Annotated in this window: 22 protein-coding genes; 16 read left to right on the forward strand and 6 right to left on the reverse strand. The window is 69.8% G+C overall.

The window, feature by feature from the left end; all coding sequences use genetic code 11:
• The 4 genes from GOHSU_RS00170 to GOHSU_RS00185 all read right to left on the reverse strand — a co-directional run.
• Nucleotides 1-886 (reverse strand): phytoene/squalene synthase family protein (locus GOHSU_RS00170; protein ID WP_005935047.1); only part of this gene is annotated, 886 nt, incomplete at its 3' end.
• Nucleotides 879-2,426: a polyprenol phosphomannose-dependent alpha 1,6 mannosyltransferase MptB gene (gene mptB / locus GOHSU_RS00175; RefSeq protein WP_005935049.1), complete on the reverse strand. Its 1,548-nt coding sequence runs from the start codon at nucleotides 2,424-2,426 to the stop codon at nucleotides 879-881. The genes GOHSU_RS00170 and mptB, both read right to left, overlap by 8 nt.
• Entirely contained in the window at nucleotides 2,423-3,949 is a 1,527-nt protein-coding gene (gene crtI, locus GOHSU_RS00180; RefSeq protein ID WP_005935052.1) for a phytoene desaturase family protein, read from the reverse strand. The genes mptB and crtI overlap by 4 nt, the downstream gene beginning before the upstream one ends.
• A gap of 12 nt (nucleotides 3,950-3,961) precedes the next feature.
• Nucleotides 3,962-5,056, reverse strand: a complete 1,095-nt coding sequence (locus GOHSU_RS00185) for a polyprenyl synthetase family protein (protein ID WP_005935054.1) — start codon at nucleotides 5,054-5,056, stop codon at nucleotides 3,962-3,964.
• Nucleotides 5,057-5,104: 48 nt separating this feature from the next.
• Between GOHSU_RS00185 and metF the strand changes: the two genes are divergently transcribed.
• Nucleotides 5,105-6,166, forward strand: a complete 1,062-nt coding sequence (gene metF, locus GOHSU_RS00190) for a methylenetetrahydrofolate reductase [NAD(P)H] (RefSeq protein WP_005935056.1) — start codon at nucleotides 5,105-5,107, stop codon at nucleotides 6,164-6,166.
• Nucleotides 6,167-6,226: 60 nt separating this feature from the next.
• On the opposite strand, the gene GOHSU_RS00195 is transcribed toward metF, so the two are convergent.
• Both GOHSU_RS00195 and GOHSU_RS00200 read right to left on the reverse strand, forming a co-directional pair.
• The gene (locus GOHSU_RS00195) at nucleotides 6,227-7,246 is read right to left on the reverse strand and encodes an LppM family (lipo)protein (protein ID WP_005935058.1); all 1,020 of its coding nucleotides are present in this window, start codon (nucleotides 7,244-7,246) and stop codon (nucleotides 6,227-6,229) included.
• A 74-nt stretch (nucleotides 7,247-7,320) separates the two neighbouring features.
• Complete coding sequence (locus GOHSU_RS00200) at nucleotides 7,321-7,965, reverse strand: GNAT family N-acetyltransferase (protein ID WP_005935060.1); 645 nt, start codon at nucleotides 7,963-7,965, stop codon at nucleotides 7,321-7,323.
• Nucleotides 7,966-8,199: 234 nt separating this feature from the next.
• Between GOHSU_RS00200 and GOHSU_RS00205 the strand changes: the two genes are divergently transcribed.
• The 15 genes from GOHSU_RS00205 to GOHSU_RS00275 all read left to right on the forward strand — a co-directional run bounded on the left by GOHSU_RS00205 (nucleotide 8,200) and on the right by GOHSU_RS00275 (nucleotide 26,193).
• A complete protein-coding gene (locus GOHSU_RS00205; protein ID WP_245551657.1) occupies nucleotides 8,200-8,679 on the forward strand; it encodes an SAV_6107 family HEPN domain-containing protein in 480 nt (159 codons plus the stop codon).
• 114 nt (nucleotides 8,680-8,793) lie between these two features.
• On the forward strand, nucleotides 8,794-9,189 hold the full coding sequence (locus GOHSU_RS00210; RefSeq protein ID WP_024332654.1) for an SCO2097 family morphological protein: 396 nt from the start codon (nucleotides 8,794-8,796) through the stop codon (nucleotides 9,187-9,189).
• A 676-nt stretch (nucleotides 9,190-9,865) separates the two neighbouring features.
• Nucleotides 9,866-10,303 carry a division/cell wall cluster transcriptional repressor MraZ gene (mraZ, locus tag GOHSU_RS00215; protein WP_024332655.1) on the forward strand — a complete coding sequence of 146 codons (438 nt, stop codon included), beginning with the start codon at nucleotides 9,866-9,868 and terminating at the stop codon, nucleotides 10,301-10,303.
• Nucleotides 10,304-10,499: 196 nt separating this feature from the next.
• On the forward strand, nucleotides 10,500-11,567 hold the full coding sequence (rsmH, locus tag GOHSU_RS00220) for a 16S rRNA (cytosine(1402)-N(4))-methyltransferase RsmH (RefSeq protein ID WP_005935068.1): 1,068 nt from the start codon (nucleotides 10,500-10,502) through the stop codon (nucleotides 11,565-11,567).
• Entirely contained in the window at nucleotides 11,564-12,403 is an 840-nt protein-coding gene (gene ftsL / locus GOHSU_RS00225) for a cell division protein FtsL (protein WP_005935070.1), read from the forward strand. The genes rsmH and ftsL overlap by 4 nt, the downstream gene beginning before the upstream one ends.
• A gap of 23 nt (nucleotides 12,404-12,426) precedes the next feature.
• Nucleotides 12,427-14,280, forward strand: coding sequence for a peptidoglycan D,D-transpeptidase FtsI family protein (locus GOHSU_RS00230; protein ID WP_245551658.1), 1,854 nt, complete (start codon nucleotides 12,427-12,429; stop codon nucleotides 14,278-14,280).
• 98 nt (nucleotides 14,281-14,378) lie between these two features.
• Nucleotides 14,379-16,469, forward strand: a complete 2,091-nt coding sequence (locus GOHSU_RS00235; RefSeq protein ID WP_005935074.1) for a UDP-N-acetylmuramoyl-L-alanyl-D-glutamate--2,6-diaminopimelate ligase — start codon at nucleotides 14,379-14,381, stop codon at nucleotides 16,467-16,469.
• A gap of 124 nt (nucleotides 16,470-16,593) precedes the next feature.
• Nucleotides 16,594-17,697: a phospho-N-acetylmuramoyl-pentapeptide-transferase gene (gene mraY / locus GOHSU_RS00240; RefSeq protein WP_005935076.1), complete on the forward strand. Its 1,104-nt coding sequence runs from the start codon at nucleotides 16,594-16,596 to the stop codon at nucleotides 17,695-17,697.
• Between the two features lie 86 nt (nucleotides 17,698-17,783).
• Entirely contained in the window at nucleotides 17,784-19,919 is a 2,136-nt protein-coding gene (gene ftsW, locus GOHSU_RS00245; RefSeq protein WP_005935078.1) for a putative lipid II flippase FtsW, read from the forward strand.
• Nucleotides 19,916-21,088 (forward strand): undecaprenyldiphospho-muramoylpentapeptide beta-N-acetylglucosaminyltransferase, encoded by a 1,173-nt coding sequence (gene murG / locus GOHSU_RS00250; protein ID WP_005935080.1) that lies wholly within the window; start codon nucleotides 19,916-19,918, stop codon nucleotides 21,086-21,088. The genes ftsW and murG overlap by 4 nt, the downstream gene beginning before the upstream one ends.
• Nucleotides 21,085-22,554 (forward strand): UDP-N-acetylmuramate--L-alanine ligase, encoded by a 1,470-nt coding sequence (murC, locus tag GOHSU_RS00255; protein ID WP_005935082.1) that lies wholly within the window; start codon nucleotides 21,085-21,087, stop codon nucleotides 22,552-22,554. Before murG ends, murC begins: the two co-directional genes overlap by 4 nt.
• The gene (locus GOHSU_RS00260; protein WP_005935085.1) at nucleotides 22,551-23,372 is read left to right on the forward strand and encodes a cell division protein FtsQ/DivIB; all 822 of its coding nucleotides are present in this window, start codon (nucleotides 22,551-22,553) and stop codon (nucleotides 23,370-23,372) included. Before murC ends, GOHSU_RS00260 begins: the two co-directional genes overlap by 4 nt.
• 174 nt (nucleotides 23,373-23,546) lie before the next feature.
• On the forward strand, nucleotides 23,547-24,713 hold the full coding sequence (ftsZ, locus tag GOHSU_RS00265) for a cell division protein FtsZ (RefSeq protein WP_005935087.1): 1,167 nt from the start codon (nucleotides 23,547-23,549) through the stop codon (nucleotides 24,711-24,713).
• The gene (gene pgeF, locus GOHSU_RS00270) at nucleotides 24,713-25,459 is read left to right on the forward strand and encodes a peptidoglycan editing factor PgeF (RefSeq protein WP_005935089.1); all 747 of its coding nucleotides are present in this window, start codon (nucleotides 24,713-24,715) and stop codon (nucleotides 25,457-25,459) included. Before ftsZ ends, pgeF begins: the two co-directional genes overlap by 1 nt.
• Nucleotides 25,456-26,193, forward strand: coding sequence for an alanine racemase (locus GOHSU_RS00275; RefSeq protein ID WP_005935091.1), 738 nt, complete (start codon nucleotides 25,456-25,458; stop codon nucleotides 26,191-26,193). Before pgeF ends, GOHSU_RS00275 begins: the two co-directional genes overlap by 4 nt.
• The last annotated feature ends 8 nt before the right edge of the window (nucleotides 26,194-26,201 follow it).

Genomic DNA, 26,201 nt, shown 5'->3' on the forward strand with positions numbered 1-26,201 from the left:
CGGCCTGGCGCAGCCGGCGCCGCGTCGGCACCACCGCACGGCGCGCGAACACCTGGTAGTCGGACTCCTCGATCTGGTCGAGAATGCCGCTGTAGGACACTGCGGCGGCCGCGATCGCCGGGCGCGTCCGGGGCGGTAGGCCGGCGATGGCCGGTGCGGTACGCCGGTACAGGTCCCGATTCAGGCAGATCAGGTGCGCCAGCGCGCGTCGCAGCGGCGGGCTCGATCGGCGTGCCCGCGCATCGGCGCGCAGCAACGCCTCGTCGACGCCGAAGGCGGCCAGCTGGTCGGCGGGCAGGTAGATGCGGTCGCGGGAAAGGTCTTCACCCACATCGCGCAGGAAGTTCGTGAGTTGGAAGGCCTCACCGAGCAGCGCAGCACCCGGAGCCAGCGGGCCGTCGGGTGCGGCACCGAGGATCGGCAACATCTGCAGCCCGATCACCGCAGCCGAGCCGTAGGTGTATTCGCCCAGCTCGGTCAGGTCGGCGTAGCGACTGCGGAACTCCGCCGTCCCGGGCACATCCATCCGCATCGAATGCAGGAACGCGGTGAAGGTGGCCGGATCGATTCCGAAGGAGTGCACGGTATCGGCCAGCGCGGCCAGCAGGTGGTGGTGCGCCCCGGTGAGAGCGTCCGCAGGCGAACCGGGCACGGGGTCTCGTCCCGCCAGGGCCGCATGCAGCCCCGATTCCAGCGCGTCCAGGGCTGCGGCGGCGGCCGCCGGATCGGCGTCGCCGTCGACCACATCGTCGACGGTGCGGGCGAACCCGTAGAGCGCGAAAACACCGCGGCGCTGGCGGGCCGGCAGCAGCCCCGAGGCCAGATAGTAGGTGCGGCCGGCGTGGGCGGTCAGCGTGCGGGCCAGCCGGTAGCCGGTCTCAGGCATCGGACGAGACCGGAGGAGGCGGGGCGGCAGAAGGTGGGGCGGCAGGTGCCGGAGTGCGGGCGAAAGCCCAGTTCCGGACCCGGTGCAGACGCAGTGGGTCGGCGGTGCCCAGCGAGACCGCGGCCAGTGCGGCCAGGGCCACGGCGATCAGTGTCTCGACCGGCTTGTAGAACAGGATCGAGTCGTCGGGCTGGAAGACGATCAGGAAGTAGACGCTGACCCCCACAACGATCCGGCGGGTCCACAGGGGCAGGTCGAAGGCGACCGCCGGCACCAGCGTCCACACGTAGTACCAGGGCAGGGTGGACGGTTCCAGGAGCAGCAGCGCCAGCATCGCCCAGGCCGCCCCCGCGACGGCCGTGCGCGAGTCGGCCCGGAAACGCCACCACAACCAGACCAGCAGCACCACCAGCACCACCTGGCCGATGGCACGGGTCACCGGCAGGACCTCCTGCAGATTCCAGACCTGCCACGGGGCGGCGATATAGGTGACCACGTGGCCTGCCAGCGTCGGAATCGTGAACGGGTTGATGATGCGCGAGGCCCACGACAGACCGTTGATCCAGCCGACACCGAGCCCCAGGAGCAGTGTGAACACGCCGAAGACCGCCGCCGGAATCACTGCGGTCGCGGCGAACACGCCGATTCGTTCGGCCGGCCGGACGAGCCGTTGTCGGCGCAACTGGTCGAGCCAGATCCAGACGACGAACGGGACGGCGATCGCCGCGGTGATCTTGATCGAGGCGGCCAGGCCCAGGATCACCAGTCCGCCGGCTGGCCGGCCGGTGACAGCGACGGCGATCCCGGCGGCCAGCAGCCCCATCATCAACAGTTCCAGGTGCGCCCCGGCCACCAGGTGGCCCAGCAGCATCGGGTTGAGCAGAACCAGCCACAGCGCGGTGCGGGTGGAGGCGCCGAACCGGGCGGCCAGCACCGGCAGCGCCCACAGGCACAGGATCAGGCCGATCAGCAGCACCAGCCGCATCAGCAACACCCCGAGCCAGACGTTCTCCCCGGCCACCCCGACCACGCCTCGGACGATCAGCAGGAACGCCGGACTGTACGGGGAGGTGGTCGGTGCCCAGATCTGCGCCATCGAGTCGACGATCGGACCGGGATGGTGGGCGGGCCCGTCGTGGTACGGGTCGAAGCCCTGCGCCAGGAGCATCGCCTGCCCGAGATAGGCGTAGACGTCGCGACTGAACACCGGGATCGCGACGACCATCGGTGCGGCCCAGGCGATCACCGTCCAGCGGGCACCGCGCAGATCCAGTGTGCAGGTGCGCTGGTACAGGGCACGTCCGATACGGACCCAGGCGATCACCATCAGGGCCGCGCCGCACCAAAAGATCAGCCAGGCCAGAGTCTTACCGTGCCCGTAGGTCAGCGGAGCCAGCCCCAGGTCCGACAACGCTGAGTCGTTGCGCGGAATGTCGGCCAGCCCGTAGGTGCCGACGGTGAACAGGAGTGCGCCGAAGAATCCGAGAACCGCATCGGGATGCAGGCGGCGCAGCCGGGCGGCCGCAGGTGGGACGCTCACCGCCGGTCGCTCCGGGGCAACCGGGCGTTGACCCGGTCGGCCGCCAGGCCGCCGGAGACCAGCACAGGTGGGATGCCGACGCCGGGGACGGTGGCGCTGCCGGCCAAGAAGAGATTGTCCACACCCGGCCAGGTGTTGCGGGTGCGGAGCGGACCGGTCTGGGCGACGGTGTGGGCGGCCGAGAACGGGGTGCCGGCGGGCAGGCCGGTGCGCGCCCAGGTGCGGGGATGGTCGATCCGCAGCATCTGCAGCGCGTCGATTCCGGCGTATCCGCGGCCGGCCAGGGTGCCCAGCACCTCCTGGGCGTACGGCCGGGCCACCGCGTCCCAGTCCAGTGGTGCGCTGTCGAGGTTGGGGGTCGGCGCCAGCACCGACACCGATTCGAGGCCGTCGGCGATGAAGGTCTGGCGATCGCTGGCGGCGCCGCGGGTGATCAGGAAGGAACCGTCGGACATCGGTGTGCCGCGCCGCCCGGTGATCTCGGCGAAGGTCTTGGTCCAGGCCGCACCGAAATCGAGGGTGTGATGGCCCGACGACCACGCTGCCGTGGTGCCCTCGGGCAGCAGGCCGTGCACGACCACGGCGCTGGGGGAGTAGGTGAGCCGGCGACGTGGCCGCTGTCCGAGCAGGGCGGCCACCTGGTCGCGTTCGCCGGTGGCCACCACCGCATCCGCGGGGAGCATCTGTCCGGTGTCGGTGACCACACCGCTGACGGTGCGCCCCTCGTGCAGCAGTGCCCGGACCGTCGTGTCGTAGGTCAGCGTGACCCCGGCCTCGGCCAGCGCCGTGGCCATCACCTCGCCGACGCGCCCCATACCGCCGGCCGGGGCCGACAGGCCGCGGCCGATGTCCATATCGGCGATGATCGCGTAGATCGCCCGGGCCCGATGCGGGGGGACCCCGGCGTAGAGGGCCTGGAAGGTGAAGGCGCGCTGCAGCCGCTCGTCGTCGACGAACCGGGCGACGGCACCGGTCAGGCCGCCGAGCGTGTGCAGCTGGACCAGTCGTTTGGCCGCCTGTCGGGTCTGCGGACCGGTCAGATCACGCAGACCCCCGTAGTTGCGGTCGATGAAGACGTCGAACTCGGCGTCGTAGACCTGCCGGAGCCAGTCCAGCAGCTGATCGACCCCGCGGGCGGCACGCGGCCCGAAGGCCTGGGCCACGGCGGCGGGGATGTCGGCGGTGTTGCGCGGCAGCGCCAGGCTGGTGCCGTCGGCGTAGTTCATGACGTAGCCGGGGTCGACGGGGGTCAGGGCCAGGCGCTCGAGAACATCGGCCGGGTCGAGCCCCAGCTCGGTGAGCGGGCCGACGATGAGCTCGGGCATCGTGAGCACCGTGGCGCCGGTGTCGAAGCGGTGGCGCGTTCCACCCGGCGCGGTGAGGGTTTCGGTGCGGACCATCCCGCCGGGAGTCGGTGATGTCTCAAGGACGGTCACCGCGTAACCGCGGCCCCGCAGCCGGGCGGCGGCAGCCAACCCGGACAGGCCGGCGCCGATGACGATAACGTGCGGATCAGTGGTCAACGCGAATGTCCTCTAGGCCTGACGGTCGGCGATACGGTGTGCCAGCGCGGTCAGATCGGCGCGGGCGGCGGCGGAGATGTCGAGATCGTCGATCTCGTCGAGTGCGGTGGTCAGGTGACCGGTGATCTGCTCTTCGACGGCGGCCAGAGCACCGGAGTCTGCCAGAATCGCGCGGGCATCGGCCAGTTCGGTGGCCGATAGGTTCCGTCCGAGCAGGCCGCGCAGACGATCGGCGGCCGGCGGAGCGGAGTTCGCCAGGGCCAGCGCGACGATGACGGTGCGTTTGCCGGCCACCAGGTCGTCGCCGGAGGGTTTACCGGTCTGGGCAGGATCGCCGACCACCCCCAGCAGGTCGTCGCGCAACTGGAAAGCCAGTCCCAGTCCGACGCCGATGCGGCCCAGCGCGGTGGACAGCTCGGGTGAACCGCCGGCCAGCGCGACCCCGATTTGGAGGGGCCGGGCGACGGTGTAGGCGGCGGTCTTGAACTCCATCACCCGGTAGGCGGCGTCGGCGGTCTCGTCGGCGGACACCTCGTTGGTAATGTCGAGCAGCTGACCGGCCAGGACCTCGGTGCGCATCCGGGACCACAGGGCTGCAGCGGCTACCGGCAGCACCGGCGGGGCCGGCAGATCCAGCCCCGGACGGAAACCGTGGACCAGATCGTCGGCCCACGACAGTGCGAGGTCGCCGAGCAGGATCGCCACGGATTTCCCGTGATGGGCGGCATCACCGCCCCATCCAAGGCGCTCGTGCTGGGCCTGGAAACGCCGGTGAACAGTGGGGTTGCCGCGGCGGGTGTCGCTGCGGTCGAGGATGTCGTCGTGCACCAGCGCGCACGCCTGGATCAGCTCGATCGCCGCACCGGTGCGCACCATCAGTGATTCGGTGTCCTTTGTGGGGCGTCCGGCAGCGGACACCGCGCACTGCCATCCGGCGTGCACGCACAGGGGACGGATCCGCTTGCCGCCGTCGAGGACGAAATCCTCCAACTCCCGGCCGGCTTGGGCGACGACCGGGGAGATCTGGTCCAGCGCGGCCCGGCCAGCCCGGAAGAAGTCCCGGAGGGCGGCCTCGACGGCGCCGGGCACCTGCTGTTGACTCAACACGCAGGTAAGCCTACCGGGGCCGTTCGACGGCCTTCCCGCGCGTCGAATGTGCGTCTAGCGCACCGGGCGGCCCTGGTCAAGGCGATGCCGACCGGTGAGTTAAACCCCGTCGCAGAATCGATGTTCGGTGCGGCGATCCGTAGAATCAGCCGGGTGAGTGTCGTTTCTGAGCACGGCGGTCAGTTGCCCGTCGTCGAGGCCATCGCCCAGCCGCACAGCGGTCCGGTGCCGTTCTCTGTCGAATTCTTCCCGCCGCGTACCGAGGCCGACGAAGCCCGGCTGTGGCATGCCGTCCGGGTTTTCGAGCGAATGAACCCTGCCTTCGTCTCGCTGACCTACGGGGCCGGCGGGTCCACCCGCGACCGCACCGTCCGCATCGCCGGGGAGCTGGCCGAGGCGACCACGCTGACTACCGTGGCACACCTGACCGCCGTCGACCACAGCGTCGACGAGCTGCGCGGGCTGATCGGCTCGTACGCCGATAGGGGCATCACGAATCTGCTGGCGCTGCGCGGCGATCCGCCCGGTAGCCCGATGGGTGAGTGGGTCGCGCACCCCGACGGCGTGGAGTACGCCAGTGAGCTGGTGGAGTTGATCGGTTCGCTCGGGGACTTCCACACCGGCGTCGCATCCTTCCCCGAAGGCCACCACCGGGCGCCGAATCTGGCCGCCGACACCGGCAACCTGGTGCGCAAGCTGCGTGCGGGCGCCGAATACTCGGTGACGCAGATCTTCTTTGACGTCGAGCACTACCTGCGGTTGCGCGATCGCGTGGTAGCGGCCGATCCTGAGCAGGGTGTAAAACCCATCATCCCCGGCCTGATGCCGATCACATCGCTGCAGAGTGTGCGGCGCATGATGGAACTGTCCGGCAGCGCGCTGCCGGACAAGGTGGCCGACCGGTTGGCCGCCGCGGCAGGAACCGGCCCGGAAGAGGACCGCGCCGCGGTGCGGGCGGTGGGCATCGACCTGGCGACCGAGATGTCGGAGCGCCTGATCGCCGAGGGCGCCCCGTGTCTGCACTTCTGCACCCTGAACTTCGCCCGGGCGACCAGTGAGGTGCTCGACCGGATCGGCGTCGACACCCGGGGTGCACTCGTCCCGGCCTGACCGTCCGATGTCAGCCGGTCCGACCGGCGGCGGTCGCTCGACGTCGAGGCGTCGGCGCCGTCACGACGTCGGGCCTGCGGTCCCCGACCCCTCGGCTGTGACCGTCGGCGTGCTGGGCCCGGCCGTATCGTGGTCGGCCGGCGTCGACTGGTCGGCGGTGCCCTGTGTCGGTCCGGTCTGTTTCGGCCCGGATCGGTGCGGTGCGGCCTCGTCGGCTGCCGAGTCCGGTTCACCCCGGCCCGGTTCACCCCGGTCGCCGGATACGCCCTCGCTGTCTCCGGTCGAAGCAGACTCGCCCTTGGCGCCTGCGCGCCGTTTGGTGCGGGACTTCAGGGCGGCCACGACGGCGGGCAGCGCAGCCTCGCGTTCGGCGGCGCTGGGGACATAACGCGGGGAGCGGTCGCGGTACATGTAGGCGATGGCCCCCACCCCGGCCACGATGATCAAGCACAGCAGGACGAGGAAGATCGTCCACCCGGGGAAGGCGGCGGTAGCCGGATCCGGGTACTCCGCGTCGGCGTTGAACTCGGCGTTCTGTCCCGGTTCGGGCACCCAGGTGACCGAGGAATCGCCGGACAGGTTGCCGTTGGTGGCCACGATCCGGCCGTCGAACTGAACGGTGATCGACAGATAGTAGTTCTGCGGGGAGAGCCCGGCCAGCGCCGCACCGCCGCGCAACCGCACGATGTCTCCGCTGCGGGTGGCGCCCAGGTCGATGGTGGCGCCGGCATCCAGGGAACTGGAGACGATGTCACCGAGCTGCGAGAACTGCCCGATCGTCAGGTTGGTGAAGGTCAAGCGCGAACCGACCTTGCCGGTCACCGAGGTCGGGGTGCCGTCGTTCGAGGTGTTACCGGTGGATCCCTCACTGGGGAACGGGGTCACCGCGACCGAGCCGGCCATCGACGCGGGGACGTCGAAGGTCGGGGCTGCCGGACCGGTGTTCGGCGTGGCAGCGACCACCACGAACCCGGAGAACTCGTCACCGACGTGTTCCGAGCGCGTCATGCAGCCGGTGAGCACCGGGATCAGCATCAGGAGGGCGACGGCGGCCACGATCGGGAAGCGGAGTTTTCGCACGGTGCCATCGTGCCAGAGGCGGCGGTGGTTTCGGAGTGAAGCACCACGCCGGTGTCTGCCGCCGCCGGCCCGCCTCAGTTCTGCGGTGGGCCGATCAACGGCAGCGGGCGGCCGAGGAAGGCGAACGGCCGGGGGTCGCCGGTGAACGTGTGCCCGCGCAGAACATCGGTGAATCCCATGCGCCGATAGAGCGCCCAGGCGCGATTCTCCTCGCCCTGGACCTCCGGGGTGGACAGCAGCACCCGGGCTTCGGGCCGGTCCTGGACCAGCGTGGTCAACAGGGCTTCGCCCAGACCGTGGCCCTGCGCCGACGGGTGGACATGCAATTCGGTGAGTTCGAAGTAGTCATCGGTGATCGATCGGATCTGCTGGGCCGAGTAGCCGCGCCCGGCCAACCCCGCGCGCAGCTGTCGATTCCACCATTGATCGGACCGCCCGGTGTAGCCGTAGGCGACACCGAGCAGAATCTCGCCGTCCCGGGCCCAGGAGGCTTTCACCCGCAGGCGCGACATCGACGGGCGCGGCATCCCGGACGGAGAGGTGGTCGACAGTGCGGCGACCGCGGTCCACCCGGGCCGGCGCAGATGGTCGCGCCACAGTCCGATGCGGCTGTGCTCGGTACCCCGCGGGTAGTCCATCGCGGTCACGTACGTGTGCACCGCCGGATCGATCCAGGCCCGGGCATCGGTGGCAGGCAGCGGGACGACTCGAACGGACATCACGTCTCCTACCTCGTCGTCCCGGCGTGTTCGGACAGAGATTAGCGCGCCTTGCCCGGGCCTGAGTGATAGGGCTACAGTATCGCCATCGAACCTGTGTTCGATGGCGAGTGGCGGCGGGATCCGGAGGGGAAGACTCCGGTCCCGTCGCCGCCTCGGCCGGAAATGTCAGAGTGTCATGAGACGTTCTCTTCAACAGAAGGGAGCGGCGCCATGGCGACGAATATCAGGCCGGTGAACAGTAAGCGATCGAATCGGTCGCATCCGGTGGACCCGCACCTGGTCCACCGCAGCCGGGACCTGCTCGACCGGGCCGAAGTGCTGTTCGACGATGCCGCCGGTATCACCGACGACGGTGCTGAACGGTTCAGGCAGTTCTATCTGGCGGCCATCCGGGCCGCCGGGGCGATCCTGGCGGTCTACGAGCCGCCGGGTCCGGTTCGCCGGCGCCGCAACGCCCGGGATGCCTGGAGTCGGGTCAAGGCGGTTGCCCCGCAATACGCCGAGCTCGCCGAGTACTTCGGGGGGCTGTCGCTGATGCGATCGCGGGTGGAGGCGGGTCTGGTCCGGCAGGTCGACGACACCCTGTGTGCCCGGGTCGAGCGCCGGGCCGCCGAGTTCCTGGATGCCGCCGACGCCAGTCTGCTGGCCTACGAGCAGGGGCGCCTGTCCGTTTCCGGGGCGGTCTCCGACGGCCTCGGGGCGGGAGCGTGACCGGATCGTCGGGGGTAAAGGTGGTCGTCGGCGCATTCTGCTTCTATCATGGGGTAGATGCCGGTATCGGATCGGCGTCGGTGCCGTCTCAGCTGACAGTGAGGGAGGAGCGCAGTGCCGCTTTCGGAGCATGAGCAGCGAATGCTCGACGAGATTGAGAGCGCGCTGTACGCCGAAGACCCGAAGTTCGTCTCGAGCGTCAGCAAGCAACGAGTGGGGCGCCCTAACGCCCGACGTCAGTGGCAGGCGGCTCTGTTGCTGCTGGTCGGTCTGGCGCTGCTGATCAGCGGTCTGATGATCAACGTCTCGATCGGAGACCTGAAGATCGTCAGCCTGGTCGGTTTCTTCGTCATGTTCGCCGGCGGGCTGCTGCTGTTGCTCAGTCCCCGCAACGGTGTGCCCAGTGGCCGGAAGGACCGTGCAGGACGCGGTAAGTCCGCCTCCAGTGGCTCGCTGAGCTCTCGGATGGAAGACAGGTTCAATCGTCGTTTCCATCAGGACGGTCACTGACCGCCCGGCCATCCGGCGGTGCGCCGCCTCCCGGGCCGTGTCTGACGATGCCGCTCTCTGATCCCTGAAGCGGGGGTCGTCCGTTCTCATCGAGCGGACGGCCCCCGCTTTGCTGTCTGCCGCTCCCGCCCGCGGGCCCGGTCTCTCGGCCGGGGACGCTCCGTGTTCGGCCGTCCTTCCTTTCGCCGGGCTCTTCTTTCGGCGGTGCGCTCTGCGCAGCGTCAGCTGTGGCGCTGCGGCGCACTCATGGCTGCGGCGTGCCCGTCGCTGTGGAGATCGGCGAGGGCACTGGTCGCGTGGCTGGGCGGACGGGGGACTGGTCCGGCACCGGGGTTTGCCCCACCGTGCCCCACGTCGGCCGGCCGCCATCTGGCCGGTGGCCCCACTTCTCCCCACCTGGGTTCCCCACTTTGCCCCACTAAACGTCATGAAATAGTCCCACCAGCCACTTTTGCTTGTTTCAGTCACGTACGAATGCCCCGGGACACGCCGTTGCGATGGTCGGCGCTCCGCGAAATATCTAAAGATTCATGCCTTTTACCTGGGGGTTTCCTCTTTGTGGGAGTGAAGTGGGGCGCCGGGGGTGGAAAGTGGAGCAAAGTGGGGTAATGTGGTCCACATCGACCCGGGGGGGATCCGGAACCGCCAGGCCGATACCGGGGTAGGAGGTGACGGAGTGGCTGCTTTCTTCGGCACTTACACCCCAAAGATCGACGACAAGGGCCGGCTCACGTTGCCGGCGAAATTCCGGAACGCACTGTCAGGAGGGGTCATGGTCACACAAGGCCTGGATCACAGCCTGTCGGTGTACCCGGCCGAGGAGTTCGAGGCCACGGCCAGGCGGGCCAACGAGGCCTCGCGCAACGATCCCGAAGCGCGAGCTTTTGTCCGGCTGCTGCTCTCGGGCGCCGACGAGCAGAACCTCGATGGGCAGGGGCGGGTGCACCTGTCTCCGCGGTTGCGTGACTGGGCACACCTGACAAAGGAGTGCGTGGTCACCGGTCAGTACGACCACCTCGAGATCTGGGACGCCGCCCGGTGGGCGGAGTACCAGGACGAGCATTCGGAGGCCTTCGCAGCCGGTGGCTCGGCGGCCCTGGACGCGATCATCTAACGACAAGTGAAGAACTGGACTGCTGCGGTGAGGCGAGGCCTCGGCCCGGCCGACCCTGACGTACTTCCCCAACGCCAGGTGCGACTCGGGCGGGGACCCCGCCTCACCGCAGTCTCCTTTTCTCCACTCCGACTCACCGGCCGCGGCCGGCAACCATGACCCGAACCGACCCGGCAGCGACAGACAGGCAGAGGCGATGACCGTTCCTCCTTCGGCCGACGGAGCCGGTAGCTGGTCGGACGAGTCTGGGGCCCGAGCACACTCCGCCGGCGAATACGGCCACGTGCCGGTCATGGCCGAGCGGATGTTCGAACTGCTGGCCCCGGCGCTGACCCGGAACGATCCGACCGGTGCCGGCGCAGTCCTGATCGACGGAACCCTGGGCGCCGGCGGGCATACCGAGTACTTCGCCACCAGGCTTCCCGGCCTGACCATCCATGGCATCGATCGCGATGAGAACGCACTGGCCATTGCCGGTGCGCGACTGGCTCCGCTGGGTGAGCGCATCGCGCTGCACCATGCCCGTTACGACGAACTCGACCGTGTCGCGGCCGAGGCCGGACTGGCGAGCGTCCAGGGGATCCTCCTGGACCTGGGAGTGTCGTCGATGCAACTGGATCAGGCCGAGCGCGGTTTCGCCTATGCGACCGACGCGCCGCTGGATATGCGGATGAACGCCGATGACCCGCTCACCGCCGCTGATGTCCTCAACACCTACGACCACGGCGCGCTGGCCCGAGTGCTGGCCGAGTACGGCGAGGAGCGCTTTGCCGGGAAGATCGCTTCGGCGGTGCTGCGGGCGCGAGAGCAAGAGCCGTTCACCACCAGTGGCCGACTGGTGGAGCTGCTGTATGCGACCATCCCGGCTGCCACGCGCCGCACGGGTGGGCACCCGGCCAAACGTACCTTTCAGGCTCTGCGCATCGAAGTGAACCGCGAGCTGGATTCCCTGCGCGCCGTGGTCCCGGTGGCGCTGGACCTGCTGGCGGTCGGCGGGAGGCTGGCGGTGATGAGCTACCAGTCGCTGGAAGATCGCATCGTCAAACGCGACTTCGCCCAGGCGGTCCGCAATACGACCCCGGCCGGTCTGCCGATGGATCTTCCCGGTACAGCCGCGCAGTTCGCTCTGGTCACACGGGGTGCGGAGCAGGCCGATGAGCGGCAGCGCCGGGAGAATCCGCGCAGTGCACCGGTCCGCGTGCGGGCCATCGAACGAATCTCCGAACCACAGAACATCCAGGGCCGCAAGGGGGACCAGCGATGACACTTCTGGACGATCGGCCGGCGACCCGGCGGCGCCGGAGCACACAGGCGCCCCCGTCGGATCTGCGTTCGGCCCCGGGGCGCACCCGGACACGCCGTCCGGCACAGACTGCGGCCGAGCCGGTCGTGCGGCAGCGTCGTCCGCGGCGCAGCGGTGACCGACCGGTGCCCTCGGCGCCCTCCGGTGTCTTCACCGGGCTGGCCAATGTGCCGTTCATCGTCCCCGTGGTGCTGCTGGTGATCGGCGCGCTTGGGATGACCCTGTATCTGTCGACCAAGGCCGCGCAGGACTCCTATGCCCTCGAATCGGTCCGCCAGGAGCATCGGCTGCTGACCGAGCGACGCAACGACCTCAAACGCACCGCCGACTCCGGTGATTCAGCGCCCGAGCTGGCCGATAAGGCTGCCCGCCTGGGCATGGTGCCGGCCACCGATCCGGCCCATCTGGTGGTCGGCGTCGACGGTAAGGGGCGGCTGCGCGGGCAGCTGACCCCGGCCGAGGGTCGCCGGCTGGGCTCGCTGAACCCGGCGCCGGATCCGGTGCAGCAGATCGATGTGAGCAAGGTCGACGACTCCGGCGGACTCGGCGGCACACCCCCGCCGCCGGCCACACCGCAACCGGAGAAGCCGCAACCGCAGACGCCCGGGGCGGAGGGCCCGCAGTCGCAGGACCGGCCCGGCAGCCCGCAGACCCCGGCTGCGCCGGAGACCACGGGACAGACCGCGCCGGCGTCGCCGACGGTGACCGCACCCGAAGCGACGACGCCGAAGCCGGAACCCAACGTTCTGCCGCGCTCGGCCGCCACGCCGAACCGCAATAACCCGTCCACACGCTGAGAGAGGAGAGGATGAACAGCACCATGACCGCTCCTCCCTCGCTGACCCGGACGGCTCCCGTCGAGCCCAGCGGTCCGGATCTGCCACCGCGCCGGTTCCTGGGACGCGTGCGAGTCCTGATCGTGCTCGCCGTCGTTCTGGCGGTCGCCGTCGCCGGCCGACTGGTGTGGATCAACATCATCGATTCGCAGAACCTGGCCGAGCAGGCTGCTCAGCAGCGTGAAGACACAGTCACCCTCTACGCCAAGCGCGGAGCGATTCTGGATCGCAACGGGCAGCCGCTGGCCTACACCGGCGAGGCCCGCTCACTGACCTTTCTGCCGCGTGCGGTGCGCAAGGCGATCGCCGCGGAACGGCACAAGAACCCCGCCCTGCCCGACGTGGACACACGGCTGAAGCAGATCGCCGACGGCGTCTCCAGCCGGCTCGGCGAATCGATCTCGTCCGACGACGTTCTGGCCAAACTGACCTCCGAGGACTACTTCGTCTATCTGGCCCGCTCGGTGAGCCCGGAGACGGCCGCGAGTATCACCGCCGAGTTCCCCGAGGTCGGAGCGGATCCGCAGTCGATCCGGATCTATCCGGGCGGGGCGCTGGCCGCCAACGTGGTCGGCGATGTGAACTTCGACGGCAACGGCCTGATCGGGCTGGAATCGTCGCTGGATCCGATCCTGGCGGGCATGGACGGCACCGAGACGATCGATCGTGGTTCGGACGGCGCGATCATCCCCGGCAGCAAACGCAATGTGCACCCGGCCATCGACGGGCGCACCGTGCGGTTGACCCTGGACGCCGACATCCAGTGGTTCGTCCAGGCGCAGGTCAATGCGGCCAAGCAGGCATCTGGTGCGCAGAACGCATCGGCGGTGGTCCTGGATGCCCAGACCGGGGAGGTGCTGGCGATGGCCAACGACAGCACGTTCAACGCCGCGCGCCCGCTCAGCGAACAGCGCGATGCGGACCTGGGTAACCGGGCGGTCACCTCGCCGTTCGAGCCGGGCTCGGTGAACAAGCTGGTAGTCGCCTCTGCCGCCATCGAATACGGCCTGACCACACCGCAGGAGGTGCACCGGGTGCCCGGCTCGATCCAGATGTCCGGCATCACGGTCAAGGATGCGTGGGACCACGGTGTCGTACCGTTCACCACCACCGGAATCTTCGGCAAATCATCCAACGTCGGCACCCTGATGCTGGCGCAGAAGGTGGGCGAGAAGCGGTTCGCCGACATGCTGACCGCATTCGGTCTCGGCGAGCGCACCGGTGTCGGACTGCCGGCCGAGAGCGGTGGTGCGGTGCCGGCACTGAGTCAATGGTCCGGCGGTTCGTTCGCCAACCTGCCCATCGGGCAGGGTCTGTCGATGTCGTTGCTGCAGATGACCTCCATGTACCAGGCCATCGCCAACGACGGCGTGCGGGTGCCGCCGCGGATCCTGGTGGCCGACGGCTCCGAGCACGGCGCCGGCTTCAGCAAGGCCGAACCGGTGACCGTGGTCAGCCCGGCGACCGCGCGCACGGTCCGGGAGATGTTCCGTGCCACCATGCAGGACGATCCGATGGGGGTGCAGAACGGTACCGGCGCCAAAGGCGCGATCGACGGCTATCAGACCTCGGGCAAGACCGGCACCGCCCAGCAGGTGGATCCGGCGTGCAACTGCTATTCCAAATCCGAGTACAACGTCACCTTCGCCGGAATCGCCCCGGCGGATGCGCCGCGGTACGTGATCGGCATCATGCTCGACAACCCGGTGCGCAGCACCGACGGCAGCGGCGGCCAGTCGGCGGCGCCCCTGTTCAAGACGATCGGCTCGTGGCTCCTGCAGCACGAGAAGGTTCCGCACTCGGCTCAGCCCGCGCCGCGGATGAAGCTGCAAGGGTAGAAGCTGCGCACCTGAATCCGGCTGCGGTGGGATTAGGGTAGTGCCGTAGCGCAGGTCCGAGGTGGACCGGCGGCGATGATCGGAAGGGGTCGAGCAGGGTGGCAGAGGAGACCGGACAGACTCTGGTGCGGCCCGACCGGCCGATCGGCACGGACCTGACGGAACTGGCAGTGCTCTCCGGGGCGGAATTGATCGGCAGTGACCGGACGGTCCACGGCGTCACCCTGCGGGCCCAGGATGCCGGTCCCGGCGATCTCTTCGCGGCGCTGGCCGGAAGCCGCAGCCACGGCGCCGACTTCGCCGCTGAGGCCGTCGAACGAGGCGCAGTGGCGATCCTGACCGATGCCCAGGGCCTGACGCGGCTGCGCGCAGAGGCGGCCACCGCTGACGTTGCGGTGCTGGTGCACGACGATCCGCGCCGGATCCTCGGTGGCGTATCGGCCCGCATCTACGGCGACCCTTCCCGGCAGCTGACCCTGATCGGGATCACCGGCACGTCCGGGAAGACCACGACCGCCTATCTCACCGAGGCCGCCCTGCGCGCGGCCGGCCGCACGGTCGGGCTGATCGGCACGGTGGAGGTCCGGATCGACGGCGTGCGCGTGCCCAGCCTGCTGACCACCCCCGAGGCGCCGGATCTGCAGCGGCTGTTCGCGGTGATGCTCGAGCGCGGCGTCGACACCGTGGTGATGGAGGTCTCCAGCCACGCACTGGCCCTCGGCCGGGTCGACGGCACCCGATTCGCTGTGGGCGGGTTCACCAACCTGTCCCAGGACCACCTGGACTTCCATCACACGATGGACGAGTACTTCACCGCTAAATCGGCGCTGTTCGATGCGGCCTCGCCGGTGCATGCCGCGGCGGCGGTCATCTGCGTGGACGATGCATGGGGCGAACAGATGGCGCAGCTGGCGCGCGGCGGCGCCGAGCGCTGTGCGACCGTGTCGACCACCGGGGCGGCGGACTGGTCGATCACCGGAACAGTGACCGCCGACGCCGGCTCACAGACGGTGGTGATGACCGGGCCCGACGGTGCCGAGCACGTGCTGACCGTGCCGCTGCCGGGTGCCTACAACGTGGCCAATGCGCTGTTGGCGGTCGCGCTGGCGGCCACCGCCGGAGTGCCGGTGCCCACGGCGATCGCCGGACTGGGCCACGTCGCCGTTCCGGGGCGGCTGGAGAAAGTGGACTGCGGCCAGGATTTTCTGGCCGTGGTCGACTACGCCCATAAGCCGGCGGCCGTCGAAGCAGTGCTGGCGACGCTGGCGGGACAGGGGTCCGGACGCATCGCCGTGGTGCTGGGCGCCGGCGGGGACCGGGACACCGAGAAGCGTCCGCTGATGGGCGCGGCCGCCGTACGCGGGGCCGATCTGGTGATCGTCACCGACGACAATCCGCGGAGCGAAGACCCCGCGGCCATCCGGGCCGCGGTACGCGGCGGTGCCGAGCAGGTCCCGTCCCGACAGCGGCGAGCCGAGCAGGTGCGCGAGGTCGGGGATCGGCGGGCGGCGATCGCCGCGGCCGTGGACTGGGCCCGCAGCGGCGACGTCGTCCTGATCGCGGGGAAGGGTCACGAGACCGGCCAGGAGATCGCCGGGCACAAGCACCCGTTCGACGACCGGGCAGTGCTGGCCGAAGCGCTCGATGCCGCGGCCGGGCAGACCGCCGCCGGCGACCGTGTGCTGACCGTGTTCACGGCCGGCCCGGAAGCGACCGTCGACCAGGCCAAAGCGCTGTTGCGCACGCTGGCCGCAGCCGCCGCCGACGAGGGTGTCGGCAGCACCCATCGCGCCCCCGGCACCGATGAGACCGTGCATCGTCGTACCTGGGCGATCTTCGGTGACCTCGCCGAAGCCGGTGCGGATGAGAACGCCCGCTGCGTCGCCCACGACCTCCTCGGCCGCCAGGCGGTGCGACTGGCCGTCGACCAGACGCTGGCGGTCGGACAGACGCGAGCGGTACGCGCGCTCTACCAGGGGGCGATCATGGAGGGCTCCTGGGGCGAAGAGGCCGGTTTCTTCACCACCGTCGCCGACCTGACGGCTCGGCTGACCGCTGCGGCCGGCACCTCGGCGGTGCCGCGCGGCGGCGATATGGTGCTGGTCGCCGGCGGCGGAGACCTGGCGGCCTCGCTGCTGACGGTGTGGGACGCCGACCCCGCCCTGGACGTGCGCAGGCCGACCGCATGAGGCTTCGGGGCAGGGGTCTGCCACCGCCACCGACCGGGCACTGTGCGCCAGATCCGAGCCTGCACGCTAGGGTCATCACTCGATCGCCGCAAACGGCGACGGCAGACGACGAAGGATTCTTGCAGTGACTCAGATCCTGATCGCGGGGGCGATCGCGTTGGCGGTCGCGATTCTGCTGACGCCCGTGCTGATCCGGGAGTTCTCCCGGCGGAGCTGGGGCCAGGAGATCCGGCAGGACGGACCGGCCAGCCACCAGGCCAAGGCCGGTACTCCGTCGATGGGCGGTGTGGCGATCCTGATCGCCATCTGGGTCGGCTACCTGGGGTCGTACATCTTCAGCTGGGTGCGCGGCGACGGAGGACCCACCGCTTCGGGTCTGCTTGTGCTGGGACTGGCGACCGGTCTGGGCCTGGTCGGATTCCTCGACGACTTCATCAAGCTCGCTCGGCATCGGAACCTGGGTCTGAACAAGACACAGAAGTCCCTGGCCCAGCTGGTGGTCGCGGTGGTCTTCGGCGTCCTGCTGCTGCAGTTCCGCAACGACAAGGGCCGTACACCGGCCAGCGAACACCTGTCCTACGTGCGCGATATCGAGGCGATCACCCTGACCGGTGTGGGCTTCGTGGTGTTCTGCTGGCTGGTGGTCTACGCGTGGTCGAATGCGGTGAACTTCACCGACGGCCTCGACGGCCTGGCCGCCGGCTCGACGGCCATGGTGATGGGCACCTACGTGCTGATCACGATGTGGCAGGACCAGCACTCCTGCGACAATGTCCGCGCCGGCATCGGCGATATGGCCAGCGACGCCAGCGCCGCCTGCTACCAGGTGCGCGATCCGCACGATCTGGCGCTGGTGGCCATGGTCGCGGCCGCCGCGTGCCTGGGCTTCCTGTGGTGGAACGCGGCGCCGGCGAAGATCTTCATGGGCGACACCGGCTCGCTGGCACTGGGCGGCGTCGTGGCCGGACTGTCGATCACGACCCACACCGAACTGCTGATGGTCGTGATCGGCGCCCTGTTCGTCGCCGAGGCGATCAGCGTGGTGATTCAGATCGTCTCCTTCCGCACCACGGGCAAGCGCCCCTTCCGGATGACCCCGTTCCACCATCACTTCGAGCTCGGCGGCTGGGATCAGACCGCAGTGATCATCCGCTTCTGGCTGCTGACCGCCATCTCGTGTGCACTGGGTCTGGGACTGTTCTACGGCGAGTGGGTCTCGGGAATCTGATGCCCGACGGGCCGATCGCCGACACATTTTCGCGACACGCCCCATAGGTCCCAGTAGTCACACCCTTCACAGGGGACGATGGGCGGGTGACTGTGCGCGACGAGCAGAACGACCCCGCCGCACCCGTCGACACGGCAACGGCGGGGGCCGAGGGGGATCCGGTGGACGAGCACCCGGCGGCCCTCGCGCACGAGAGGGACCAGACCGCGCCGGCTGAACCCGCCGACGATCCGGCGGCCGATCCCGGCGAGTCAGACGATTCCGGCGCGACCAGCGAGACCGATGAACTCGATGACGCCGACGACGTCGATGAGCAGGGTGAGGCCGCCGAGGACGCCCGGGCCGGGGAGGACAGCCAGGCCGACGAGAGCGGCGAGAATGACCGGCCGGTGAAAGACGCGGCCGCAGTGAGCGGCGGCCGGCGGCGTCGTCGAACCGCTCCGCCGGCCCGCCCGCGGCCCACGCGCGCCGCGGTGCCGGCGTTGTCGCTGAATGTGGCGATGCCCGCGGTGGACGTGCGGGCCTGGTTCACCACCGCGCGTGACGGTGTGCGGACCCTGATGGCACGCCCGCTCACCTCATTCCACCTGGTCGTGAGTCTGGCCCTGGTGCTGACGGTGTTCGGCTTGATCATGGTGCAGTCGGCCTCCTCGGTCGAGGGCTACGCGCAGCACCAGTCCGCCTACGGTGCGTTCGTCACCCAGACGATCTTCGCGATCGCCGGCTGGATCGCCTTCTACCTCGTCCTGCGGCTGCCGATCCGGTTCTTCCGGCGGATCGCCACCACCTTCGTGTGGGGTTCGATCGTTCTGCTGGCTCTGGTGCTGGTGCCCAATCTCGGTGTCGAGGTCGACGGAGCCCGGCGGTGGTTCGATGTCGGCGGAATCTCCATTCAGCCGTCCGAACTGGCCAAACTCGCCCTATGTATCTGGGGTGCGCATGTGCTCGCGTCGCGGCGGCGCATCAATCCGTGGGGCTGGGGGCTGCTGGTCCCGTTGGTTCCGGTGTCCGCGCTGATGTCTGTGCTGATCATTCTGGAGCCGAACCTGTCGACGACGGTGATCATCGCGATCATCACCGGTGCACTGCTCTGGTTCAGCGGGCTGCCGGTGAAGGTGTTCGGGGCTTTCGTCGCCGCGATCACCGCCGCCGCGATGATCGCGGCATTGAGCGCCGATTACCGTGCGGCTCGCGTGTTCAGCTTCCTGGGCACCACCGACGATCCCCTCGACGGCGGGTATCAGGCGCTGCAGGCCAAGTATGCACTGGCCAACGGCGGCGTCTTCGGTGTCGGGCTGGGGCAGAGCACCGCGAAGTGGAGCTATCTGCCCAACGCCCACAACGACTTCATCTTCGCCATCCTGGTGGAGGAGACCGGACTGGTCGGCGGCTTGGCGGTGGTCGGACTGTTCCTGCTGCTCGGCTACGTCGGCATGCGGATCGCCCTGCGCTCGGCCGATCCGTTCCTGCGGCTGCTCACCGGCACCATCACGGTGCTGATCTGTACGCAGATGTTCATCAACGTCGGCTACGTGGTCGGACTGCTGCCGGTGACCGGCATCCAGTTGCCGCTGTTGTCCCAGGGCGGAACATCGATGCTGACGATGCTGACGATGCTCGGACTGCTGGCCAGTGCGGCCCGGCACGAACCCGAAGCGGTCGCGGCGCTGGCCACTCGGCGCCACAGCAGATTCTCCGGCGCCCTGCAATTGCCGCCGCCGACGGCGTACCGGCCCAAATACTCCGGCGAACCGCTGGACCGCCTGGGACGCCGCCGTGCAGCCGGACGCATGCCGGACCCGTCCCCGCACCGTACGAAACCTTCGCGGCCGGGCTCGGCGCGCCCCGGTGCTGCCCGCATCCCGGCCGGCCGGACTCAGGCACCCCGGACGCCGTCTGCCGGACGGTCCTGGGCACCCGGATCGGGCGGGGCGCGCACCGCGATGCCGAGGGCGTCGACGGCGCGCCGGCCGGCGCCGCGCGATCGGGGCTACCCGCCGTCGTCTGCGGCTGCGCCCCGTCGACCGTTCGGTGCGCGCACACCCGCGCCCCCTCCGCGCGAGGCATCCGGTCGGCCGCTGCGGACGCGTGCGCAGGTCTCCGATGAGATCCACTATCCTGCAAGGCAGGCGAGCACCCGGTTCCCCAGCGATCCGCGCCGGTCTGCCGGGCGCGACCGGACTGTGAGCTCGCCGCGTGGAACGGAGTACAGGCAGCGGTGAGCAGTCAATCCCGACCGGCCGGAGCGGCCCCCGAGAGCACCGGCGGTCTGTCGATCGTCGTGGCCGGTGGAGGCACCGCCGGACACATCGAACCGGCCCTGGCGGTCGCCGATGCGATCCGCCGGCTGGACCCGCAGGCGCAAGTGATCGCGCTGGGAACCCCGAAGGGGCTCGAAGGCACGCTGGTTCCGGCGCGCGGCTACCGGCTGGAGATGATCCCGCCGGCCCCGCTGCCGCGGAAGGTCGGGTCCGATCTGGCCAAGACCCCGATCCGGCTGGACAAAGCGGTGCGGGCCACCCGAAAGGTGCTGACCGAGGTGGAGGCCGACGTCATCGTCGGTTTCGGCGGCTACGTCGCGCTCCCGGCCTATCTCGCCGCCCGCGGCCGGCTCGCGCGCGGCAAGCGGATTCCGGTGCTGATCCACGAGGCCAACGCCAGCGCGGGGGTGGCCAACAAGGTCGGTGCCCGACTGGCAGAGAAGGTGATGGCCGCCGTGCCCGACTGCGGTATCGCCGAGGCGCAGGTGGTCGGCATGCCCGTCCGGCAGGCGATCGCCGAACTCGACCGCGCGGCGCTGCGCGCCCAGGCCCGCGAATACTTCGGCCTGGACCCGGACGCGCCGACGCTGCTGGTCTTCGGCGGCTCCCAAGGGGCCCAGCAGCTCAATGCCGCCGTAGCCGGAGCAGCCGGTGCGCTGGGACAGGCCGGCATCGGCGTCCTGCATGCGCACGGTGCCAAGAACACGATCGCCCCGGTGTCTCCGGCCGGAGCGCCGCCCTATGTGGCGTTGCCCTACATCGACCGGATGGACCTGGCGTACGCGGCCGCCGATCTGGTGATCTGCCGATCGGGGGCGATGACGGTCGCCGAGGTGACCGCGGCCGGACTGCCGGCCATCTATGTTCCGCTGCCGCACGGCAACGGCGAACAGCGATTCAATGCGCTCCCGGTGGTCGAGGCCGGAGCGGCTCTGCTGGTCGACGACGCCGAGCTGACCGCCGACTACGTCAGTTCCCAGGTACCGGCGCTGTTCGCCGAGCCCCAGCGGCTGGCGGCGATGAGCGCCGCCGGAACCGGCAGCGGCCATCGCTACGCGGCCGAGACGGTTGCGGCCGCCGCACTGGAACTGGCGGCCGGGTACCGGCGTGCGCAGGAGGAACGACGATGAGCGGGCCCACCGAGCAACTGCCGTCGCAGCTGGCCCGCGTGCATATGGTCGGGATCGGCGGCGCCGGTATGAGCGGACTGGCCCGCATCCTGCTGGCGCGCGGCGGAGCGGTCTCCGGATCCGACGGCCGCGACGGCCGCGGCCTGATCGCCCTGCGTGCTCGCGGAGCTCAGGTCCGTATCGGGCATGATCCGTCGGCCCTGGATCTGCTGGACGGCGGACCCACCGTGGTGGTGACCACCCAGGCCGCGATACCCGACGACAATCCCGAACTGGTCGAGGCACGTCGCCGCGGCATCCCGATCCTGTACCGGCCGCAGGTGCTGGCCCAGTTGATGGACGGCTACCGGACCCTGCTGATTACCGGCACCCACGGCAAGACCTCCACCACCTCGATGACGGTGGTCGCACTGCAGCACTGCGGCATCGACCCCTCCTTCGCGATCGGCGGTGAACTCAACGAATCGGGCACCAACGCCCACCACGGCAGCGGGAAGGTCTTCGTCGCCGAGGCCGACGAGAGCGACGGCTCGTTGCTGCAATACCGGCCCGATGTGGTCGTGGTGACCAATATCGAGGCCGATCACCTGGACTTCTTCGGCTCAGAAGACGCCTACATCCGGGTCTTCGACGAGTTCGCCGGCCTGATCCGGCCCGGCGGGGCACTGGTGGTCTGCCTGGACGATCCGGGGGCGGCGGCGCTGGCCGGTCGGTGCCACGGCGCCCTCGCCGAGGCCGGTATCCAGATCCTCGGTTACGGGCGCGGCGAGCACCGGGACCTGGCTCCGCAGGTCCGGCTGGCCGGCGAGCTGATCGGGCTCACCGCCCGCGGTACCGGGAGCGTCGCGCAGGTCCGGTTGCAGCCTCCGGTGACGGCCGAGCCGGCCGACCGGGCCATGCGGGTGAGCCTGCCCGGCGAACACATGACCCTCAACGCGATCGGTGCGCTGCTGGGCTGCCTGGCGGTGGCCGAGTCCGTCGAACCGGACACGGTGCTCGAGGGCATCGACGGCTTCGGCGGGGTGCACCGTCGTTTCGAGAACCGGGGGTCGGTGGCCGGTGTGCGCGTCTACGACGACTACGCCCACCATCCGACCGAGGTGCGCGCGGTGCTGACCGCGGCGCGCGGGGTGGTCACCGAGACCGGCGGCCGGGTCCTGGCCGTCTTCCAGCCGCATCTGTACTCGCGGACCGAGGAATTCGCCGACCAGTTCGCCCAGGCATTGAGTCTGGCCGACGAGGTCGTGGTCGCTGATGTGTACGGCGCCCGCGAAGAGCCCCGGCCGGGGGTGACCGGCCGGCTGATCTCCGAGGCGGTGACGGTACCGGCCGTCTTCGTCGACGCGGTGACCGATCTGCCCGAGGTGGTCGCCGGTCGCGCCCGCACCGGGGATCTGGTGCTGACTATCGGCGCCGGGGACATCACCATGCAGGTTCCGTTCATCCTCGACGCCCTGGACTCGTGACCGGGCAGAGGACCGGACGCGGCGACGGGCTGCCGGTCGACCCGGATTACGCCGAGCTGCGGCGGGTGGGGCGGCGGCGACTGTGGCGGTTACTCGGTGTGCTGGTGGTACTTGCGGTCCTCGGGGCACTGGCCGCCACTGCATACTATTCGTCGACACTGTCGGTCCGGACCGTCACGGTGCAGGGGCGCGCGGTGGCCGGTGATGATCCCGCTGCCGAGGGTGTCCTGGCGCCGTCGATTCCGCGCGCGGAGATCCTCGCGGTCGCCGATGTGCCGCTGGGCAAGCCGTTGCTGCAGGTGGATACCGCCGCCATCGCCGAGCGGGTGGCCCGCATTCCGGCGGTCGCCAGCGTCCGGGTCGACCGTCGGTATCCGTCGACCCTGGTGATCGATGTGCAGGAGCGCACGCCGCGGGCGGTCCTGGAGTTGGACGACGGCCGGCTGGGCGTGATGGACGGCACCGGGGTGGTCTACATCGAGTTCAGTTCCCGCGAAGCGATGGAGAAGGCGACCGCCGCCAATCCCGCTTATCGGGATCTGCCGCTGCTGGAGGTGCCCAATCCCGGGCCCGGTGATCCGGCGACCCGCGCGGTGCTGAAGGCCGCCGGCGAGCTGCCGCCGTGGCTGCGGCCGCTGGTGGAGACGATCTCGGCGTCGTCGCCGGCCGATGTGAAGCTGGGGCTGACCAAGGGGCGTACCGCGGTGTGGGGGAACGCCGACCGCGGAGAGCAGAAAGCCGAAGCGCTGCGACATGTGCTGAAACTGCAGGGCACCGTCTACAACGTCTCCAGCCCGGACTACCCGGCCGTTAGCTGAGTCCGGACGGTCGGGTAGTCCGTCCGGCCCTGAGCGACGAAAAATTCGGGACGACACCGGCGCGCCTCCTGGCGCCTGGCCGGAGCGCTCAATAGCGTCATCCTCAACACCGGTACTTGACATAACTATAACCCTTTGGTTGAGCTTTAGGGTTTGATTCGGAGCAGGAGCATCATGACGCCCCCTCACAACTACCTCGCCGTCATCAAGGTCGTCGGCATCGGCGGCGGCGGCGTCAATGCCGTCAACCGCATGATCGAACAGGGCCTCAAGGGTGTCGAATTCATCGCGATCAACACCGACGCGCAGGCGCTGCTGATCAGCGACGCGGACGTCAAGCTCGACATCGGGCGGGAGTCGACCCGCGGACTGGGCGCCGGGGCGAATCCGGAGGTCGGCCGCAAGGCCGCCGAGGATGCCCGCGATGAGATCGAGGACCTGCTGCAGGGTGCGGACATGGTGTTCGTCACCGCAGGCGAAGGCGGTGGCACCGGTACCGGCGGTGCGCCGGTCGTGGCGGCCATCGCCCGTAAGCTCGGCGCGCTGACCGTCGGCGTCGTGACGCGCCCCTTCTCCTTCGAGGGTAAGCGTCGCGGCAATCAGGCCGACGAGGGCATCGCCGCCCTCCGCGAGTCCTGCGACACCCTGATCGTGATCCCGAACGACCGCCTGCTGCAGCTGGGCGATTCACAGGTCAGCCTGATGGATGCCTTCCGCAGCGCCGATGAAGTCCTGCTCAACGGTGTTCAGGGCATCACCGACCTGATCACCACGCCGGGGCTGATCAACGTCGACTTCGCCGACGTCAAGGGTGTGATGAGCGATGCCGGCAGCGCGCTGATGGGAATCGGTGCCTCCCGGGGCGAAGAGCGCGCCCGCAAGGCCGCCGAGGCCGCCATCAACTCACCGCTGCTGGAGGCGTCGATGGAGGGTGCGCGTGGCGTGCTCATCTCGATCGCCGGCGGCAGTGACCTGGGCCTGTTCGAGATCAACGACGCGGCCACCCAGGTGCAGGAGGCGGCCCACGAGGACGCGAACATCATCTTCGGCACGGTGATCGACGACAACCTCGGCGACGAGGTCCGGGTCACGGTGATCGCGGCCGGGTTCGACGGCGGCGCCCCGCGCAAGCGAGTCGAGACGCCGCCGGCGGCCACTCGGGCACCCGGCACGGTCGAATCCGGCAAGTCCGGCCAGGTCACTCCGCCGCCGGCCAACGATCCGCTCTTCGGCGACCGGCCGACGCGAGCGGGGGACCCGTTCGCCGACGGCGGGGCTCCGAGACGCAACACCGTCCGGCTCGACGATGACGAGGTCGACGTCCCCGACTTCATGAAGTGATGGCGGCGTCGTCTCCGGCCGGCCGGGTGCGCCGGCTGGTCACCACCCGTGCCGGAGGTGTCTCGGCGGCACCCTACGATTCGTTCAATCTGGGCGACCATGTCGGCGATGATCCGACGGCCGTGGCGGCCAACCGGCAGCGGCTGGCCGCCGGGATCGGACTGACTCCGGACCGGGTGGTCTGGATGGAACAGCTCCATACCCGCAATGTGACCGTCGTCGACGGTCCGGTGGACGAGCCGGTGCCGGCCACCGACGCCCTGGTCACCACGACCCCGGGCCTGGCGCTGGCGGTGCTGACCGCCGATTGTGTGCCGCTGCTGCTCAGCGACGACGAAGCGGGGGTGATCGCGGCGGTGCACGCGGGCCGGGTCGGTGCCCGCAACCACATCGTGCCCGCGGTCCTGACCGCGATGGCCGATCTGGGGGCCGAGGCGGCGCGGATCAGCGCCTGGCTGGGCCCGGCCGCCTCCGGCGAGCGCTACGAGGTGCCCGCGGCGATGCAGCAGGACGTCGAACGGCATCTGCCCGGCAGCGCCTGCCGGACGCTGCGCGGGACGGCCGGACTGGATCTCCGGGTGGGAATCGCCGCGCAACTCGAACGCGCCGGTGTGCAGCGTTTGTGGATCGATCCGCGCTGCACCATCTCCGACACCGCCCTGTTCAGCCATCGGCGCGGCGCGCCGACCGGGCGGATGGCCTCGGTGATCTGGATCGACGACGACACCGCCGAGAGGGCGCAGTGACCGAGGATTCGCGCAGCCGGGAGCTGGCTGCCGCGCTGACGGCGACCCGGGAACGGATCGCCGCGGCCGAGGCGGCGGCCGGCCGGGCGTCGGGCAGTGCGCGGCTGATGATCGTCACCAAGTTCTTCCCGGCCGAGGATCTGGCAAGGCTGGTCCGCCTGGGCGCCGACGAATTCGGGGAGAATCGTGAACCCGAAGCCGGCCGGAAGGTGGCCCAGGTGCGCACGGAACTGCCCGAGGCCGACTTCACCATGGACATGATCGGTTCGGTCCAGCGCAAGAAGGCCCGGACCATCGCGCGCTGGGCACGGCGCGTGCAGTCGGTGGACTCTGCCGAGTTGACCGAGGCACTGGCGAGCGCGGCGAGCAAAGCGCTCGACGACGGACACCGCAGCACGCCGCTGGGTGTGCTGTTGCAGATCAGCCTCGATGGCGACCCGGCGCGCGGGGGAGTGGTGGCCGAGCAGCTGCCGGCCCTGGCCGAGCAGGTCCGGGGCCACGACGGGGCGCTCTCGCTGGACGGTCTGATGGTGATCGCGCCGCTGCACGGGCAGGCCGCCGAGCACCTGGCGCACGCCCAGCGCATCGCCGAGGACTTCCGCCGCGATCACCCCGAAGCGGTCGAACTCTCCTCCGGAATGTCCGGTGACCTGGAGACCGCCGTGGAATTCGGATCGACCTGTGTGCGTGTCGGAACCGCGATCATGGGCCCGCGCCCGTTAGTCTCACCGTAGTCACAATG

It is taken from the genome of Gordonia hirsuta DSM 44140 = NBRC 16056 (genome assembly GCF_000333015.1).
Lineage (GTDB): Bacteria > Actinomycetota > Actinomycetes > Mycobacteriales > Mycobacteriaceae > Gordonia > Gordonia hirsuta.

Coding starts and splice junctions, on each gene's coding strand:
- GOHSU_RS00230 (WP_245551658.1), top strand. CDS start 12,427: ATGACCGCTCCTCCCTCGCTGACCCGGACGGCTCCCGTCGAGCCCAGC.
- rsmH (WP_005935068.1), top strand. CDS start 10,500: ATGACCGTTCCTCCTTCGGCCGACGGAGCCGGTAGCTGGTCGGACGAG.
- pgeF (WP_005935089.1), top strand. CDS start 24,713: ATGGCGGCGTCGTCTCCGGCCGGCCGGGTGCGCCGGCTGGTCACCACC.
- ftsZ (WP_005935087.1), top strand. CDS start 23,547: ATGACGCCCCCTCACAACTACCTCGCCGTCATCAAGGTCGTCGGCATC.
- ftsL (WP_005935070.1), top strand. CDS start 11,564: ATGACACTTCTGGACGATCGGCCGGCGACCCGGCGGCGCCGGAGCACA.
- GOHSU_RS00200 (WP_005935060.1), bottom strand. CDS start 7,965: ATGTCCGTTCGAGTCGTCCCGCTGCCTGCCACCGATGCCCGGGCCTGG.
- murC (WP_005935082.1), top strand. CDS start 21,085: ATGAGCGGGCCCACCGAGCAACTGCCGTCGCAGCTGGCCCGCGTGCAT.